Raw genomic sequence first — 16,645 nt, forward strand, 5'->3', positions numbered from 1 at the left:
TTGCTCGCCGCGCGGCGACGCCGGGGCGGTCATCCACATCGAGGACGAACGCACGCTGATGCTGCCGGACTGGCGCGGCAACAACCGGGCCGATTCGCTCGCCAACATCGTGCGCGACCCGCGCGTCGCGCTGCTCTTCCTCATTCCGGGCTCCAACACGACGATGCGCGTGAATGGCCGCGCCGTGCTCCGGATCGACGAAGAGCTGACGCGGCGTTTCGAGATGGACGGCCGCCACCCGCGTTCGGTCGTGGTCGTCACTATCGAGGAGGTCTATTCGCAATGCGCGCGGGCGGTGCTGCGCGCCGACCTCTGGAATCCGGCCAGGCATCGCGATGCGGCCTGCCTGCCGACGGTCGGGCAGATGCTCGCCTCCGCCAAGAAGGGTTTCGACGGCGTGGCCTATGACCGCGAATGGCCGGACCGCGCCGCGAAGACCATGTGGTGAGCGGCGAATAGGCGCGCCCCGCCGAACGTCATTTGACTTTCCGACGCCGGCCGGTCACGCGCGGCGCAGTTTGGGGAACCACATGAGGATTTCGCGCATCGCGGCCGTGTTCGCCGCCTTTCTCGCCGGCCAGGCTGCGGCACGGGCCGACGACCTGATCGAGGCCTATGACGCCTATATCGGCCAGGACGATCTCTACAATTCCTACAACGAGCGGCTGACGCAGCCCTGGCAGGTGATCCGCCAGGACCGGGCGAACGTGCACCGCTTCGGCGTGCGCCAGCCGAGCGACGGCGTCGACGGCTTCTTCGGTTCGGCGAAGAACCGCGAGCTTGCCGAGCGCATGATCGCCGGCGGACGGATCGAGGGCGGTGCTGCCCGGCGCCTGCTCGCCGGCGACGTGCGCGTCCACGTGGAAATCTGGCGCGGGGCCTCGGGTGACTATATCAACATCGCGGTGGATTGAGCCGGCGCTTGTCGCCGCGCTGTGCCTGTCATGCGCGCCGGCAGCGCCTGCGGCGGAGCCCGATCCGGCGACGCGGCTCGACCTGCTTGCCAGGGCCTATCCGGAGACGATCGCGCGCATCGGCGAGGGGCTGATCCACTTCCGCGATGGCGGCGCGCCGCTTGCGGTCGACGACGGGCGGTCGAAGAGCCATGCCGAAGCGGTCGCGGAAGGGGATGTGGAGGACAGCCTGTCGCAGCTCTATGCGGCCGGTGCCTGCGAGGCCGCGCCCGGCGTCGACCACGATCCCGGCCGCATCCGCAGCGACGCGCTGATGAAACGTCTCTATGGCGGCTCGGCCAGGGCGGTGGAGGAAGCGCTCGTGCGTGTCGACTGGTTCGGCGGGACGGTGCGCGTGACGAAGCGCCAGGGCGCGGCGTCGGCGCTCGGGCGGGTGCGCGACGCGCTTGCGGGCAGGCCCGACCTCAGGCGCTATCTGGCGCCGTCGGCCGGCACCTTCAACTGGCGCAGGGTCGCCGGCCAGCCGAACCTCTCGGTGCACAGTTTTGGCGCGGCGATCGACCTCAACACGGCTTTTGCGGACTATTGGATCTGGTCGGGCGGCAAGCCCGGCCGCGTGCCCGAATACCGCAACAAGTACCCGATGGCGATCGTCGAGGCCTTCGAGCGCCAGGGCTTCATCTGGGGCGGCCGCTGGTACCACTACGACACGATGCATTTCGAATACCGGCCGGAACTGATCGCCATCGGCGCGGCGGCCGGGGTTTCGGCCTGCGGGCAACAGGGGAGCGAATAGAGAGAGTAGCGAATAGCGAATAGCGAATAGAGAGTAGAGAGTAGAGAGTAGAGAGTAGAGAGTAGAGAGTAGAGAGTAGAGAGTGGAGAGTGGAGAGTAGCGAAAGGCGGTCGCGGATTCGCCGCCGGGGCGCACCTTCAGGCCGGTTGACATCAGCCGCTGACCGACATGCCCTATTCGCTATTCGCTATTCGCTATTCGCTATTCGCTATTCGCTATTCGCTATTCGCTATTCGCTATTCGCCGCCGTCAGTCCCGCACGATCACCGTCGCGCCGATCGAGACCTGCGCATAGAGGTGTTCGACATCCTCGTTGGCCATGCGGATGCAGCCGGACGACATGGCCTGGCCGATCGAGGATGGCTGGTTGGTGCCGTGGATGCGGTAGATGGTCGAGCCGAGATACAGGGCGCGGGCGCCGAGCGGGTTGTCGAGGCCGCCCTTCATGGAGACCGGCAGGATCTTGCCCTTCTTGGCCTCGCGGGCCCGCATGTCTTCCGGCGGCGTCCAGGTCGGCCATTCCGTCTTGCGGCTCACCCGGTTGACGCCCGTCCAGAGAAAGCCGTCGCGGCCGACGCTGACGGCATACTTGACGGCAATGCCGTGGCCGAGCACGTGGTAGAGGCGGCGTTCGGAATTGTCGACGATGACCGTGCCCGGCGCCACGTCCTCCTTGAACCGGACGATCTCGCGGGCGATCGGCGCGCGGCTGACGGCGTCGCGGCGCTTTGCCGACTTCATCGGCTTGCCCTCCGAGAGGACCTGCAGCCAGCCGGTCTTCTGGCTGGTCGAGGCGAGCGAGGCGACTTCGAAGGCGCCGTCCTTCGGGGCGGCATTGGCGAGGCCGGCCGTCAGCATGAGGGTCGCGGCGAGCGTGGCGATCAGCGTCTTCATGGTTCTTCTCCCATCTCCGGGCCGCATCGTTCCGGCGGCCGCCTGTTCCTGATGGGATGGTTCTAGAAGACCGCCCGGCACACGGCTGTTCCGGCGGGAACACGGCGATGCCGGACGATAGCACGGCGCCTTTCGGCGCCGTCGCAGGGTGGGTCAGGCGGGGGTCACTTGCGGTAGATCAGCCAGCTCTTCGAAAATTCCTTCTTCATGCCGTCCTCGTAGGCCATCACCCGGTTGCGGCCGCCGTTCTTGGCGCAATAAAGGGCGATGTCGGCCTTGCTGTAGAGTTCGCCGGGCCCTTCGGCCTCCGATGCCATGCAGATGCCGAGCGAGATGGTGACCGGGCCGTAGTTGACGCCGGTCTTGGAGTTCTTGAAGGGCGTGCTTTCGAGCGCGGAGCGGACCCGCTCGGCGATCAGCATCGCTTCCTCCTCGGTATTGCCCTCGATGATCATCGCGAATTCCTCGCCGCCGGTGCGGGCGAGGAAGATGTCCTTGCGCACGATGGTGCGCACGAGATTGCCGACGGTCGCAAGGATCTTGTCGCCGACCGGGTGGCCGTAGGTGTCGTTGATCTTCTTGAAATGGTCGATGTCGGCGAGGACCAGCGCGGTCGCGTTGCGCGTCAGCGCGTTGTCGTAGACGGCGGCAAGCCGGTTGTCGAAGGCGCGGCGGTTGGAGAGCTGCGTCAGCGAGTCCGTGCTGGCGATGCGCTTGTATTCGTCGAGTTCGCGGCGAACGACGTCCATTTCCATGGACGTCTGGACGACGTCCTCGACGCGCTCCTTGCCCTGCGTGAGCGTGTCGTCGGTTGCCTCGGTGATGACGCCGATGGCGTTCTTCAAGAGATCGACGCTTGCCGTGTTCTTGCTGCTGATCCGGGCGAAGGTCTCGCCGAGCAGGGTGTTGTAGCTTTCGAGCGAATTCTGTTCCTGGCGCAGCAGGCGCAGGATACCGTCCAGCTGCAAGACGATCCGGCTGTGGGCGCCGTCGATGACCTCGGCACGGTGGTGATGGCCGAAATACCGGCTGCCGATCGCGTCCAGCTCCTCCTGCGTCGCCTTGCTGCCGAGGGCCGCCAGCTCGCGTGTCAGCTTGGGATTGGAGCCGATATAGGCCTCGTAGAAGAGCTCGTAATTGCGCGGAATTGCAGCCACTCCCATGATGCGCATCGCATACGTCACCTGTGCCGCAATATCGGGTACCTGCGCCTTCTGCGCGCCCGCCGTGTTCATCGGCTTCTCCTGGATCGTTATTCGCTCCCGGTCCGTAAAATTAGGCGAGAATTGTTGGGGAAGGATTAACGATATGCTGATCGCGCCGTCATCGGCGCAAAGAAAACCCCGGAGCGCAGGCGTTCCGGGGTCGGTCGTCTCGAAGGGCGGATGGCGTCAGCCCGGCATGATCATCTTTTCCGGCCGCACCACCTCGTCGAACTCCGCGTTGGTGACGTAACCGCCGCCGACAGCTTCCTCACGCAGCGTCGTGCCGTTCCTGTGCGCCGTCTTGGCGATCTTGGCGGCGTTGTCGTAGCCGATCTTCGGCGCGAGCGCGGTCACCAGCATCAGCGAGCGGTCGAGGGCGGCCTTGATGTTGTCCTCGCGCGCCTCGATGCCGACGACGCAGTTGTCGGTAAAGGAGATGGCGGCGTCGGAGAGAAGCTGGACGGACTGCAGGAAGTTGTAGGCCATCAGCGGGTTGAAGACGTTGAGCTCGAAATGGCCCTGGCTGCCGGCGAAGGTGAGCGTCGCGTGGTTGCCGAAGACCTGGGCGCAGACCTGGGTCAGCGCCTCGCACTGCGTCGGGTTGACCTTGCCGGGCATGATCGACGAGCCGGGCTCGTTTTCCGGCAGCGCCAGTTCGCCGAGGCCGGAGCGGGGGCCGGAGCCGAGGAAGCGGATGTCGTTGGCGATCTTGAACAGCGCGGCGGCCGTCGCATTGATCGCACCGTGCGAGAAGACCATGGAATCATGGGCGGCGAGGGCCTCGAACTTGTTCGGCGCCGTCTTGAAGGCGATGCCGGTGATGGCGGCGATCTCCTCGGCGACCTTTTCGGCGAAGCCGATCGGTGCGTTGAGGCCCGTGCCGACGGCCGTGCCGCCCTGGGCGAGTTCGCAGAGGCCGGGAAGCGTCATCTCGATGCGGGCGATCGACGAGGCGACCTGCGCGGCATAGCCGGAAAATTCCTGGCCGAGGGTCAGCGGCGTCGCATCCTGGGTGTGGGTGCGGCCGATCTTGATGATGTGGTCGAAGGCCTTGACCTTGGCCTCGAGGGCCGCATGCAGCTGTTTCAGCGCCGGCAGCAGGTCGTGCACGATGCGCTCGGCGCAGGCGATGTGCATGGCCGTCGGGTAGGTGTCGTTCGACGACTGGCTCATGTTGACGTGGTCGTTCGGATGCACCGGCTTCTTGGATCCCATGGTGCCGCCGAGCATCTCGATCGCCCGGTTGGAGATCACCTCGTTGGCGTTCATGTTGGACTGGGTGCCAGAGCCCGTCTGCCAGACGACGAGCGGGAAGTGGTCATTCAGCTTGCCGTCGATCACTTCCTGCGCAGCGTCGACGATCGCCTTTCCGAGCGCCGGGTCGAGGCGGCCGAGTGCCATGTTCGCCTTGGCGGCGGCCTGCTTGACGATGCCGAGGGCGCGCACGACCGAGGCCGGCTGCTTCTCCCAGCCGATCTTGAAGTTGCCGAGCGAGCGCTGCGCCTGCGCGCCCCAGTAGCGGCTGTTGTCGACGTCGATGGGGCCGAAGGTGTCGGTTTCGGTGCGCGTGGATGTCATCCGTGTTTCCCGCTTTGAGCCATGCTTCCAACTGGCCGCCGCCGCCTGCATGGGAGCTGCGGGGCCCGGCGGCGCCGGGCAAGAGTTTTCCGGGGCGCCGCGCAAGAATTCGGGCCTTTCTGTGGCCCAGAAGGCTGCCCGTTGTAAAGGCCCGGCGCGTCGTCGCGGCAGCCGACTTTCGGCTAAAATCGATTAAGGCGCATTCTGCCGGAAGATTGCCGCCGCAGCAGGGCTTTGCAAATAAAGCAGGCGGCTCGCGCGTTCTCCGCATCGGGCCGTGTCACACATTTGTGACGCCTCCCGGGAGATGGCGGGCCGGTGCGTTTGCATTTCGTTTACCATCCTTTCCTATAACTTACCGGCCTGCTAGTCAGGCGTCAGACGGGCCGCAGGCCAGCGGCCGAGGGAACGGAAGACCGATGACTTTTCTCAAGAACGCGGCCCTGACCGCGCTGATGCTCTCCTGCACCGTTGCGGCCGTCGACGTGACGCCGGCAAATGCCCAGTCGATCACGCTGATGGACATGCTGCGCGGCAAGCGCAGCAGGGAGCAGCGCACCGACAACGGCCTGCCCGGCGTATTTCCCGGCCAGAGTGTCCAGACGCCGGCGATGCAGGCCGAAAGCAGGCCGCTGCCGAAGGTCACAGGCCCGCGCTACTACACCTACAAGGCCGACGGTCTGAAGACGCTCGCCATGACGGAGCTTTCCGATCCGGTCGTCACCGGTTCGATCGGCGCCCGCGGCCTGGCGCCGCTCGCCGGCAACGGCAACGACGACGTGCGCCGCGCCTTTCCCGGGCTGACCATCCGCGCGGTCGGCGAGAGCGCCAAGGCCGTGCAGGATTTCTATGCGCGCAACGACGGGCTGATCTGGGTTGCGAACGGGTTCCCGAATGCGCGCGCCAAGGCGGCGCTTGCGGTGCTCGCCGATGCCGCTTCGGTCGGCCTCGATCCGGAGGACTATGCGGTCGACGTCCCGCCGGACAGCTTCGACCGCGGCGACATGCTGGCCCGCGACCGGGCGCTCGCCAAATTCGAGGTCAAGCTTTCCGCGGCGGTTGCGACCTATGTGCTCGACACCGTGCGGGGGAGGATCGATCCGAACCGCATCTCCGGCTACCACGATTTTGCGCGCAAGACGGTCAATCTGTCGGGTGCCCTCGGCGTGATCGCAAGGAGCGGCGACGTGGCGGCTTATTTGCGCAGCCGTTCGCCGTCCGGCGCCCATTTCAAGGCCCTGGTCGCGGAACTGAAGGCGCTGAAGGCAAGCGGGGACACGTCCGAGCGCGTCTCGATCGCCGACGGCACGCTCCTGAAGCCCGGCCAGAGCAATCCGGAACTCGCCAACATCGTCAAGGGCGTGGTCAAGCAGGGCTCCGACGCGCTGAAGACCGACCATTCTGTGACGATCGCCACCTATGCGGGCACGCCGGACTATACGCCGGAGCTGGTCTCACTCGTCGAGGCCTTCCAGCAGGAAAAGGGGCTGAAGCCGGACGGCGTCATCGGCGCGGCGACGATCCGCAAGCTCGTCGGCGGCGACAGCGTCTCGGACCGCATCGCCAAGGTCGAGGCGGCGCTGGAACAGGCGCGCTGGCTGCCGGCCGATCTCGGCGGCCGCTACGTCTTCATCAACCAGCCGGCCTTCATGGCCTACTATCACGAGAACGGCGCCGAGCAGTTCGCGATGCGCACCGTCGTGGGCTCGAAGGCCAACCAGACCTACTTCTTCGAGGACGAGATACAGACGGTCGAGTTCAATCCCTACTGGGGTGTGCCGCAGTCGATCATCATCAACGAGATGCTGCCGAAACTGCGGAGCGATCCGTCCTATCTCGATCGCATGGGCTACGAGGTCGCGGTGGGCGGCAGGGCGGTGCCGTCTTCCTCCGTCAACTGGCACGGTTCGACGTCGGGCGTCTCGGTGCGCCAGCCGCCGAGCGGCGACAACGCGCTCGGCGAACTGAAGATCCTCTTCCCGAACAGCCACGCGATCTACATGCACGACACGCCGTCGAAGAGCTTCTTCAAGCGCGACATGCGGGCGCTCAGCCATGGCTGCGTGCGCCTCAGCGAGCCGCGCAAGATGGCGGCGGCCGTGCTCGGCACCACGGTCGAGCATATCGGCGCCGAGATCGCGCAGGGCGGGAACAAGGCGGTCAGCGTGCCGGAGCGCATTCCGGTCTACGTGTCCTATTTCACCGCCTGGCCGAACAAGGACGGCAAGGTCGAATATTTCGACGACGTCTACGGCCGTGACGACTACCTGCGCAAGGCCGTCGAGGCGACGCGCGCGGCACGGCACGCACAGGGCTGATCGTCCGGCACAGGGCACAGAAGACGGGGCGGTCGTTTCGGCCGCCCTTTGTCGTCAGCGGGCGAGAAGGCCGGCGACGAGGTCCGGCGTCAGTTCGTCGAAATGGGCGATGACGTGCGACGGCTCCAGGCTTTCCACCGGCACGTCCGAATAGCCGAAGGGCACGGCGATCGACGGCACGCCGGCGTTCCTTGCGACCAGCATGTCGTTGCGGCTGTCGCCGATCATCACGGTGCGGGCGGGATCGGCGCCGGCCAGCCGGACCGTGCCGAGCAGGTGCCCGGCATCGGGTTTCCTGACCGCGAAGGTATCGCCGCCGGTGATCGCCGCAAAGCGCGTCGTCATGCCGAGACCCTGGATGAGGCGCTTGGCGAGCATTTCCAGCTTGTTGGTGCAGACGGCGAGCCGGTGGCCTCCGGCCGAAAGCCGGTCCATCGCCTCGACGAGCCCCGGATAGGGCGCGGAGAGCCCGGGCATGCCGGCCGCGTAGTGCTCGACGAAGACCCCGAGCATGCGGGCAAGGTCCGGCTCCGACAGCGTGCGGCCGCGCAGCTCGAAGGCACGGCGGATCATCACCTGGCCGCCATGGCCGACGAGATAGGTGAGGTCGCCGAAGCCGACGGGCTCGAGCCCCTCGACGCCGATCGTGTGGTTGAGGCTGGCGACGAGGTCGGCGGCGGTGTCGATCAGGGTGCCGTCGAGGTCGAAGACGATGAGCGATGCGGTCACGGGTCACCTTGCGTGCATGCGTTGGAGGCAACGGTTCCCTAGGGGATCGCGCGCCGCATTGCAATTCGGCTGCGGGCGATATCCCGTGGCGGCACGGCGACCGGCCAGCCGCCGCCTATAGCCATGATTTTGGCTTTCGTTTGCGGGCGAGGCCGTGTAAGTCTCTCCGGCAATTCGGCAGCCGGCCTTCGGGTTGGGCGTCACGAGGACCAGGGAGCAGGCAGCGCATGGACGCGCGCGAAATGAAGATCAAGGCCGCGGCGGCGGCACTGGCGCATGTCGAGGACGGCATGCGCCTTGGCATCGGCACCGGATCGACGGCAGAGGAATTCGTCCGGCTTCTCGCCGAGAAGGTGGCCGACGGCCTGAAGGTGCAGGGTGTACCGACCTCGGAGCGTACCGCGCGGCTCTGCGTCGAGCTCGGCGTGCCGCTGAAGTCGCTCGACGAGTTGCCGGAACTGGACCTCACCATCGACGGGGCCGACGAGGTCGACGGCGCGCTGAACCTCATCAAGGGCGCCGGCGGCGCGCTGCTGCGCGAGAAGATCGTCGCGAGCGCCTCGGCCCGCATGATCGTGATTGCCGACGAGAGCAAGGTGGTCGAAACGCTGGGTGCCTTCAAGCTGCCGATCGAGGTCAATGCCTTCGGGCTAGTCGCGACGCGCATCGCGGTCGAGCGGACCGCCGCGCGCCTCGGCCTTTCCGGCGATATCGCGGTCCGCAAATCCGGCGCCGACGATTTCACGACGGATGGCGGGCATCTCATTCTGGACGCATCTTTTGGCCGTATTCCTGATGCAGATGCGCTCTCTGAATCGCTGAACCGCATTCCCGGCGTCGTCGAACACGGCCTGTTCATCAACATGGCATCGCTTGCAATCATTGCCGGTCCGGCGGGCGCGCGCGCGCTGACGGCGAAACGTTAGACAGGAGCAGAAACCACATGATCACCTTTGCTGGCCTCGGCCGGACCCTCGCAGCCACGCTCGTCGTCACCGCCGCGCTGGCCGGAGCCGCCCGGGCGCAGGATGTCACGGATGAGCAGATCAAGGCGGCGCGCACCGCGATGGACGCGCTGGCCGCGACCGCGCCGTTCGACAACATCCTGCCGAACCTCGCCGCCCGCCTGAAGGGAACCCTGATCCAGTCGAACCCGAACCACGAGGCGCTGATCAACACGACGGTCGATACGGAGGCGCTGACGCTCGCCGCCCGCCGCGCCGACCTCGAGCGCGAGGCCGCGACAATCTACGCGAAATCCTTCTCGGTCGAGGAACTGAAGGCGATTGCCGACTTCTACAATTCCCCGGTCGGCAAGAAGCTCCTGAAGGACGGCCCGATCGCCGCGCGCGAGACGATGAAGGCGGCCAATATCTGGGCCAGCGGCATCTCCCGCGACCTCGCGGTCGAAAGCAGCAAGAAGCTGCAGGCCGAGATCGGAACGGTGGCGCCGGCCGTCGAAGAGGGGCAGCAGCCCGCCGAAGCCACGCCGCAGCAGTAAGCGCCGCAGGACGGCCGCTCGAAAGCCCGGAGCGATCCGGGCTTTTGTTTTCCTGCCTGGCGGTTCCATATAGTTGGCAGGGTTTGAGGCTTGGCCGGGCGATGGCACGACGGACGGGCACCGGCAGGGGAGATCTTGATGACCGAGTATGACTACGACCTCTTCGTGATCGGCGGCGGGTCCGGCGGCGTACGCAGCGGCAGGCTCGCGGCGGGCATGGGCAAAAGGGTGGCGATTGCCGAGGAGTTCCGCTTCGGCGGCACCTGCGTCATCCGCGGCTGCGTGCCGAAGAAGCTCTATGTCTACGCCTCGCAGTTCCACGAGCATTTCGAGGATGCCGCGGGTTTCGGCTGGACGGTGGGCGAAACCCGCTTCGACTGGGCGACGCTGGTCGCCGCCAAGGAGAAGGAGATCACCCGGCTGGAGGGCCTCTACCGCAAGGGCCTCGAGAACGCCAAGGCCGAGATCCTCAACACGCGCGCCGTTCTCGCCGGACCGAACACCATCCGCCTCACGGCGGACGACCGGCTGGTGACGGCCGAGCGTATCCTGATCGCCGTCGGCGGCCATCCGACGCCGCATCACGACCTGCCGGGCCACGACCTCTGCATCACCTCCAACGAGGCCTTCGACCTTCCGAGCCTGCCCGGATCGATCCTGATCGCCGGCGGCGGCTACATCGCGGTCGAATTCGCCAATATCTTCCACGGCCTCGGCGTCGAGACGACGCTGATCTATCGCGGCAGGGAGATCCTGTCGCGCTTCGACCAGGACATGCGCCGCGGCCTGCATGCCGCCATGGAGGCGAAGGGCATCCGCATCCTGTGCGAGGACATCATGCAGTCCGTCGTCGAAGACGCCGACGGACGGCGCGTGGTCGCGACGAAGAACCACGGCGATCTTGTCGTCGACCAGGTCATGCTGGCGCTCGGCCGCGTGCCGAACACACGCGGACTCGGCCTGGAGACGGCGGGCGTCGCGCTCAACGAGAAGGGCGCCGTCGTCGTCGACGCCTTCTCGCGCACCAACGTGTCGAGCATCTTCGCGCTTGGCGACGTCACCGACCGTGTGCAACTGACGCCGGTGGCGATCCACGAGGCCATGTGCTTCGTCGAGACCGAGTTCCGCGACAATCCGGTCTCGCCCGATCATGACATGATCGCCACCGCGGTCTTCTCGCAGCCGGAAATCGGCACGGTCGGCATGAGCGAGGACGCGGCGGCGAAGCGCTTCGACGACATCGAGGTCTACCGGGCCGAGTTCCGGCCGATGAAGGCGACGCTGTCGGGCCGCAGCGAGAAGACGATCATGAAGCTCGTCGTCAATGCGGCCGACCGCAAGGTGCTCGGCGCCCACGTGCTCGGCCACGACGCCGGCGAGATGGCGCAGCTTCTCGGTGTCAGCCTTAAGGCCGGCTGCACGAAGGACGACTTCGACCGCACCATGGCGGTGCATCCGACCGCGGCGGAAGAGCTGGTGACGATGTATCAGCCGAGCTACCGGCTGCGCGGCGGCGTCCGGGTGCCCTGACCCGGCCGCTCAGTTCAGCGCAACCGTGTCCTTGATGCGCGGGCGCATGATGTATTTCTTACTGAAACTGTAGGCGGTGACGCCGGTCAGCGGCTCGAAGAGGCTGGCGAAGGGCGTCTCGAGCGTGAAGGTCGCATTGACCGCGATGAGCTGCACGCCGGACTGGGCGATTTCCTCCGGGATGTCGACCGGCGAATCGGCGCCGTGGCTCAGTGCCGTGCCGTTGTAGGCCTTCGCCCAGTTGACGGTCGCATCGAGATCGTCGTCGATGTCCACCACGGCGAGCTGGATCTCGAGTTCGCTGGTGTCGAAGGGGGAGACGATCAGCGCGGTGCCCGCCATGATCGCCTCCACGTCGCTCGTCGTCCAGGTCGACTTCTGCGAAACCATGTCGCCGAGACGTGACGCGACGAGGTTGAGCTTCCGGGTGAGCATCAGGGCCTGTCCGAAATCGATCGTGCCGGCCAGGAGGCTGATCATGATCGGAAAGATCAGCACGAATTCCACGGCCGAGGCGCCGTCGCGCCTGCGCAGCAGCCGAGCCGCCGTGCCGCGCCTTGCGGCGGACCGGTCGTCCTGGGATGTCTTGCCTGCGTGTCGCATCAGAAGGGCTCGTTCTTGAAGATCTGAGTTGCGCCGAGCACGTAGCGCCCGTCGTCGAGCTTGCTCGTCGAATAGGTGTAGAACGGCAGCGCCGGCGTGAAGGGCAGGTAGGCCTGAATCAGCACGTAGTCGCCGGATTCGCCCACGTCGAAGGCCTCCGTGACCGACAGGACACCGCCGCTGATGACGGAGGCCATGGCGACGGAGCTCATGTCGGAAATGACGGAGGCGCGCACCAGAAGCTCTTCGGAACAGTCGAAGGAAAAGGCGACCTGCTCGCAGACCGCTTCCTTGAACGTGCCGAGCTCCCAGTCCGTCGCCTCGCCGACGCGCACCTGCCTGGCGGATTTCTCCAGGGCAGCATCGAGGCCGGAATCGACGAAATACATGATGGCGACGTCGAGAATGGCGAAGACGGAGAGGAAGAAGGGCAGGGCGAGAAGGGCGAACTCGATGGCGGCGGCGCCCGTCCTGTCGCGCCTGAGGGCCTTGAACGATCTCATGGCGCCCTCACTGCGTCAGCCGGACATTGGTCAGGTACTGCTCGAAGAGCGTCGACAGCCCCTCCTCGATCTCGTCGGAGTCGGAGGCGGAGAGGAAGAGGTCCTCCGACGTGGCGCAGTCCTTCAGTGCATATTCGAGATAGTCGTGGCGTGTCGTGCTCGTGGCGACGTCCGAGCGGATCGCGCCGCCCCAGGTCGATTTCCAGTCGGCACTGGCCATGGTGGCGTCGAGCGTCACCTGATAGCCCCAGTCGTAGGGAATTTCGAGATATTCGGTGTTGAGCACGCCGACGGTGACGCCGTTGGTCTTGAGGCTGTCGCACCAGGCGGGGTTCATCGGAGCGACCTTGTGCCAGGAGGCGCCGCTCTTCGGGGTCGACACGCCGTCGCTGTCCCAGTCTCCCCATGTCCAGTTCACGCCGCTGGTCACCCAGCTTCGCGTCGACTGCACCCCATCCGTCAGGAAGAGGACGAGCTTCAGGGGCGAGCCCGCCGACGTGCCGTCGCCGGCGATGCCGACGACGTCCTCCAGTTCCTCCATGATGTCGTTGAAATAGGTCGAGCTCTGCGACGTGGCGCTCGTCAGATTGTATTTGTCTTCGGTCAGTGCCTTGGCGGCGGTGGTCGTCGAGAAGGTCGGGGCGATCGCTTCCGAGAGGCTGTCGCCGAAGCCGTAGAGGCCGATCTTGATGCGGTCGTGGTCGGCATCCGCGTCATCGATCATGTCGAGCACCTTGTCGGTCGCCGACAGGGCGACGTCGGTGCGCAGCGTGATGTCCTGCGTGCTGATGAAGTCGTAGATGTTGCCGTAGGTCTTGCCGCGATACTTGAAGACGATGGATCCCTCCGCCTCATGACAGGCGAACTCGCAGGACATGTAGGCGCGGCTTTTGCCATCGTAGGAATATTTGTAGACCAGGTCGAAGAGCGACTTCCGGTCCGTCTCCGTCGCCGGCAGCAGCATGGAGGCCGACTTGTCGAGAACGATATAGACGTTGAGATAGGCGGTCGCCGGCCCCGCCACCGACGACTGCACCGCGACCGGCACCGTCTCGATATTGGCGATCTTCATGAAGGTCGTCTCGACGGAGGAGGAGGCGACGGCTTCGATCGTCTTGTCGGTCTTGCTGACGGTGATGTCGGTGCCGACAAGCGAATATTTCGTGCTGTCGAGATCCGTCTGCGCGTCGAACCAGGCCGCCACCTTTTCCTGCAGGTCGTCTTCCTCGAGCGTGTCGACCTCCTTGATCGCCGCGAGCAGCGCCGCGTCGAGATCGGACTGCATCTTGACCCTGATATTGTAGGCCCGGACATAATCGATGCCTGCGCCGACGGCGAGGATCATCGGCACGATCGCAAGCGCGAAGGCCATCGCGATGTTGCCGCCCTTGTCGCCACGCAGTCTCGATGCGGCTGACCGTACGGCCGCTTGTTTTCCCCGCGAACCAAACATTGCGATCGCTCGCCCCCAATTGTGTCCAACTGGTATGACTAATTGGCCGAATGATTTAGCTGAAGGTAAACGAACGCATCGGTAAGTCTGCGGATTGCGCAATCCTATCCGGTGTGCGCAAGAGAGTGCGACGACGAGGCTGCCCGCGCCCGAAAGCCCCTCCGGGCGGGCGGCCCGCGCTCAGCGCCCGCTTTTCGTCACCCGCAGCGATTCCGTCGGCAGTTCGCCGAAGGCCTCGCGATAGAGCATCGAGAAACGTCCCATGTGGCTGAAGCCCCACCGTCGCGCCACGTCGGCGACGGTATTGCGCTCATGCGCGGCGAGCAGGTCGCGCCGCACGCCTTCCAGCCGGATCTGCCGGAGATAGCTGAGCGGCGTCGTGTTGCGGAACTGCTGGAAGCCCATCTGGAGGGAGCGCACGCTGACACCGGCCGCCGCCGCGATTTCGGCCACCGTCAGGGGAGCCGCGACATTGGCCGTCATGAAATCGATCGCCCGCTTGACCTGTCGCGGCATGGCGGGCGAGGCGGGGCGCTCGAGCAGCGAGGTGTAGCGATGGGGTATGTTCTCCAGGATCGTCACCATGATCGTGCGGAACAGATATTGCGTCGAATGCGTGTCGATCGCCTGGCCTTCGCCGCTGCTGACGGTGTTCCACAGGACCTGGCTCAGCGATGACAGAAGGACGCTCGGCCCGGCGCGCATTTCGAGCGTTGCGGCGAGGTCGAGGTCGTGCAGCACCGGTGCGTCGATCAGTTCGCTCAACTGGCGGGTCATCGCCTTGCGGCTGAAGGCGAGGCCGATATGGCTGCGGTTCTCGTGAATGCGCAGGTTCTGGCAGAGCGCGAGGTCGGCGGCGACCAGGACCTCCGGCGTCGACACCAGCGGCTGGCCCGCCACCTCCATCTCCATCGTCCCGCCGAGCGGTACGTAGAGCGCGTAGGCGTCGGGCGGTTCGGTGAAGTCGACGGCCATGCCGGATCGACAGATGCCGCTCCAGATGTCGAATTCATCTGTCGAGAAATGCTGATCGGCCACCGAAATGCACTTGGCGCCGAGCGGCTGCAGCTTCACCGGCTTGAGGGTGCGGGCATAGTGCTCGCGCATCATGTCCACGTCAGCTTCCACGACCCGGAACTGGTTGATGGAGGAGTTCTTCGTCATCCGGCCTTCCGAGAGCGGCCGCGCGAGCGTTGAGGCAGGACATGATTTACGTACGTCAGCAGACTGTAACCCCCTGTCGGAAACCGTTCCAGAAAATTATAATATTTATCTGTGTCCTTATATATGCGCGCGTAAACGTTCGCATTCTCGCCCTATCCGCTGCGCGAAGCTGGTGTCCGAAACGCGCTGAAAGGTCGTTCCGGCTTCGTCGCACGGCATCGCGCGTGGCGAAGCCGGCATGAACTGCGGGGAAGAATGGCCGAAACGGCGGATCGTGCCGGGGGCGTTGTGCCTGTCAGCTTGCGAGTCGCGGGCTTCTGACAGCCTTGATGAACAGCGCCTTCATAGCCTCCTCGATGCCGTCGGTGGGGCTCACCTCGAAATAGAGGTCGTCTGAGGCGCATTGCTGCATGCGGTTGCCGATCTCGCCCTGGAAGGGGGCGATCCACTTGTTGTACCAGTCGTTCGTCGGCAGCGGCAGGTAGGTGGTGTAGAGCACCGCGATCTTGATGCCGCGGTCCTTCAGCGCCTGACAGTATTTGGTGTCGATGGGTTCCTGGCAGCGGCCGGGTTTGCTTCCGGTTGTGACCGGCTTTGTGCACGACGTGGGTTTGTAGCTGTCGCCGATACCGTCGGCGACGAAGAAGACGATTTTTTCGCGGTCGCTCGTGCTGGTGCCGAGGCCGGGCGTGCTGATTTCAGCGCTGATTTTCGTCAGGGCGTCGTCAAAGCTCGTCTGCTGGTCGTTGTTGTAGTTCTGCTTGGGAATGCTCATCAGCTTGATGTCGTCGGTCGATTTCTTGATCGATGCGAGGTCGCCGGTCAGGTCTGCGACCTTGTTGAGCTTCACGTCCTCCGCCTTTTCGCCGAACGTATAAGCGGCGATGCGGAACTGATTGGCGTGTTTCTGCGTGCCAATCGCCTCGTCCATCAGCGCGGCTGTCGCCTTCGCCACGACGTCGATGCGGATCGTCGCGCCGATCTTGCGGGCGAGATGGTAGCGGCTGTTCATATCCTCCACGCCCGCTTCGGAGACGATATGGCAGGCGAAGGCACATTTGTCGGACGTGGCATTGACGAGCTTCTCCACGTCCGCCGGCGTCGCGCCGACGCCCATGGACGGGGTGTTGTCGAGCAGCATGTAGAAGTCGATGAAGCTTTCCGTCTGGTAGACGGCGGATGCGCTGCCGCTGATGGTGATCGAGTTCCGGCCGATGATCCGCAGGAAGCTCGTCGGGACATGGGCGTCGAACCGCACGCTCGACGCGAGATTGTTGCCCTGCTTCTTGACCACGATATCGACATCGACGGGCACCGAGCCGATGCCCGGTCCCGACTGGGCCGCAAAGAGCTTGAGCGCGTCCGCTTCTGCAATCGCGACCTCGCCATCCTGCGCCATCTCGACCGCCGCGGCGACACCCTCGGACTTCTCGCTGATCGCGCCGAGCGCCGCGGCG

16 protein-coding genes are annotated in these 16,645 nt (G+C 65.4%); 7 read left to right on the plus strand and 9 right to left on the minus strand.

Translation table 11 applies throughout. The annotated features are described in order from the left end of the window. From LXM94_RS22650 to LXM94_RS22660, 3 genes are all read left to right on the plus strand, one after another. On the plus strand, positions 1-448 hold a 448-nt coding region (locus tag LXM94_RS22650), incomplete at its 5' end, for an MSMEG_1061 family FMN-dependent PPOX-type flavoprotein (protein WP_235773739.1). Between the two features lie 82 nt (positions 449-530). Further along, positions 531-914, plus strand: coding sequence for a hypothetical protein (locus tag LXM94_RS22655; protein ID WP_235773740.1), 384 nt, complete (start codon positions 531-533; stop codon positions 912-914). Continuing rightward, positions 886-1,710, plus strand: coding sequence for a M15 family metallopeptidase (locus tag LXM94_RS22660; protein WP_235773741.1), 825 nt, complete (start codon positions 886-888; stop codon positions 1,708-1,710). Before LXM94_RS22655 ends, LXM94_RS22660 begins: the two co-directional genes overlap by 29 nt. Positions 1,711-1,959: 249 nt before the next feature. Here the strand turns inward: LXM94_RS22660 and LXM94_RS22665 are convergent, their stop codons facing one another. The 3 genes from LXM94_RS22665 to fumC all read right to left on the minus strand — a co-directional run bounded on the left by LXM94_RS22665 (position 1,960) and on the right by fumC (position 5,438). Next, complete coding sequence (locus LXM94_RS22665) at positions 1,960-2,604, minus strand: L,D-transpeptidase (RefSeq protein WP_408015686.1); 645 nt, start codon at positions 2,602-2,604, stop codon at positions 1,960-1,962. Between the two features lie 164 nt (positions 2,605-2,768). Next, positions 2,769-3,839, minus strand: a complete 1,071-nt coding sequence (locus LXM94_RS22670; RefSeq protein ID WP_235773742.1) for a GGDEF domain-containing protein — start codon at positions 3,837-3,839, stop codon at positions 2,769-2,771. A gap of 156 nt (positions 3,840-3,995) precedes the next feature. Next, positions 3,996-5,438 carry a class II fumarate hydratase gene (gene fumC, locus LXM94_RS22675; protein ID WP_408015687.1) on the minus strand — a complete coding sequence of 481 codons (1,443 nt, stop codon included), beginning with the start codon at positions 5,436-5,438 and terminating at the stop codon, positions 3,996-3,998. A 368-nt stretch (positions 5,439-5,806) separates the two neighbouring features. Here fumC and LXM94_RS22680 point away from each other — a divergent pair, with 368 nt between their 5' ends. After that, a complete protein-coding gene (locus LXM94_RS22680) occupies positions 5,807-7,705 on the plus strand; it encodes a L,D-transpeptidase family protein (protein ID WP_235773744.1) in 1,899 nt (632 codons plus the stop codon). A 54-nt stretch (positions 7,706-7,759) separates the two neighbouring features. On the opposite strand, the gene LXM94_RS22685 is transcribed toward LXM94_RS22680, so the two are convergent. Next, positions 7,760-8,434, minus strand: coding sequence for an HAD family hydrolase (locus LXM94_RS22685; RefSeq protein ID WP_235773745.1), 675 nt, complete (start codon positions 8,432-8,434; stop codon positions 7,760-7,762). A 227-nt stretch (positions 8,435-8,661) separates the two neighbouring features. Between LXM94_RS22685 and rpiA the strand changes: the two genes are divergently transcribed. The 3 genes from rpiA (at position 8,662) to gor (ending at position 11,465) form a co-directional block, all read left to right on the plus strand. Then, a complete protein-coding gene (gene rpiA / locus LXM94_RS22690; protein WP_235773746.1) occupies positions 8,662-9,360 on the plus strand; it encodes a ribose-5-phosphate isomerase RpiA in 699 nt (232 codons plus the stop codon). A 17-nt stretch (positions 9,361-9,377) separates the two neighbouring features. Then, entirely contained in the window at positions 9,378-9,935 is a 558-nt protein-coding gene (locus LXM94_RS22695; protein WP_235773747.1) for a DUF2059 domain-containing protein, read from the plus strand. Between the two features lie 138 nt (positions 9,936-10,073). Next, a complete protein-coding gene (gene gor, locus LXM94_RS22700; protein WP_235773748.1) occupies positions 10,074-11,465 on the plus strand; it encodes a glutathione-disulfide reductase in 1,392 nt (463 codons plus the stop codon). Positions 11,466-11,474: 9 nt separating this feature from the next. On the opposite strand, the gene LXM94_RS22705 is transcribed toward gor, so the two are convergent. From LXM94_RS22705 to LXM94_RS22725, 5 genes are all read right to left on the minus strand, one after another. Then, on the minus strand, positions 11,475-12,068 hold the full coding sequence (locus LXM94_RS22705; RefSeq protein WP_235773749.1) for a TadE/TadG family type IV pilus assembly protein: 594 nt from the start codon (positions 12,066-12,068) through the stop codon (positions 11,475-11,477). Continuing rightward, positions 12,068-12,571, minus strand: a complete 504-nt coding sequence (locus LXM94_RS22710; RefSeq protein ID WP_235773750.1) for a TadE/TadG family type IV pilus assembly protein — start codon at positions 12,569-12,571, stop codon at positions 12,068-12,070. The genes LXM94_RS22705 and LXM94_RS22710 overlap by 1 nt, the downstream gene beginning before the upstream one ends. A 7-nt stretch (positions 12,572-12,578) precedes the next feature. Continuing rightward, positions 12,579-13,943 carry a TadE/TadG family type IV pilus assembly protein gene (locus LXM94_RS22715; RefSeq protein ID WP_235773751.1) on the minus strand — a complete coding sequence of 455 codons (1,365 nt, stop codon included), beginning with the start codon at positions 13,941-13,943 and terminating at the stop codon, positions 12,579-12,581. A 261-nt stretch (positions 13,944-14,204) separates the two neighbouring features. Next, entirely contained in the window at positions 14,205-15,188 is a 984-nt protein-coding gene (locus LXM94_RS22720; RefSeq protein ID WP_235773752.1) for a helix-turn-helix domain-containing protein, read from the minus strand. Between the two features lie 295 nt (positions 15,189-15,483). Further along, a partial coding sequence (locus LXM94_RS22725) for a hypothetical protein (RefSeq protein WP_235773753.1) occupies positions 15,484-16,645 on the minus strand: 1,162 nt, incomplete at its 5' end.

Origin of the sequence: Rhizobium alarense (assembly GCF_021555155.1) — a bacterium.
Classification (GTDB): domain Bacteria; phylum Pseudomonadota; class Alphaproteobacteria; order Rhizobiales; family Rhizobiaceae; genus Rhizobium_D; species Rhizobium_D alarense.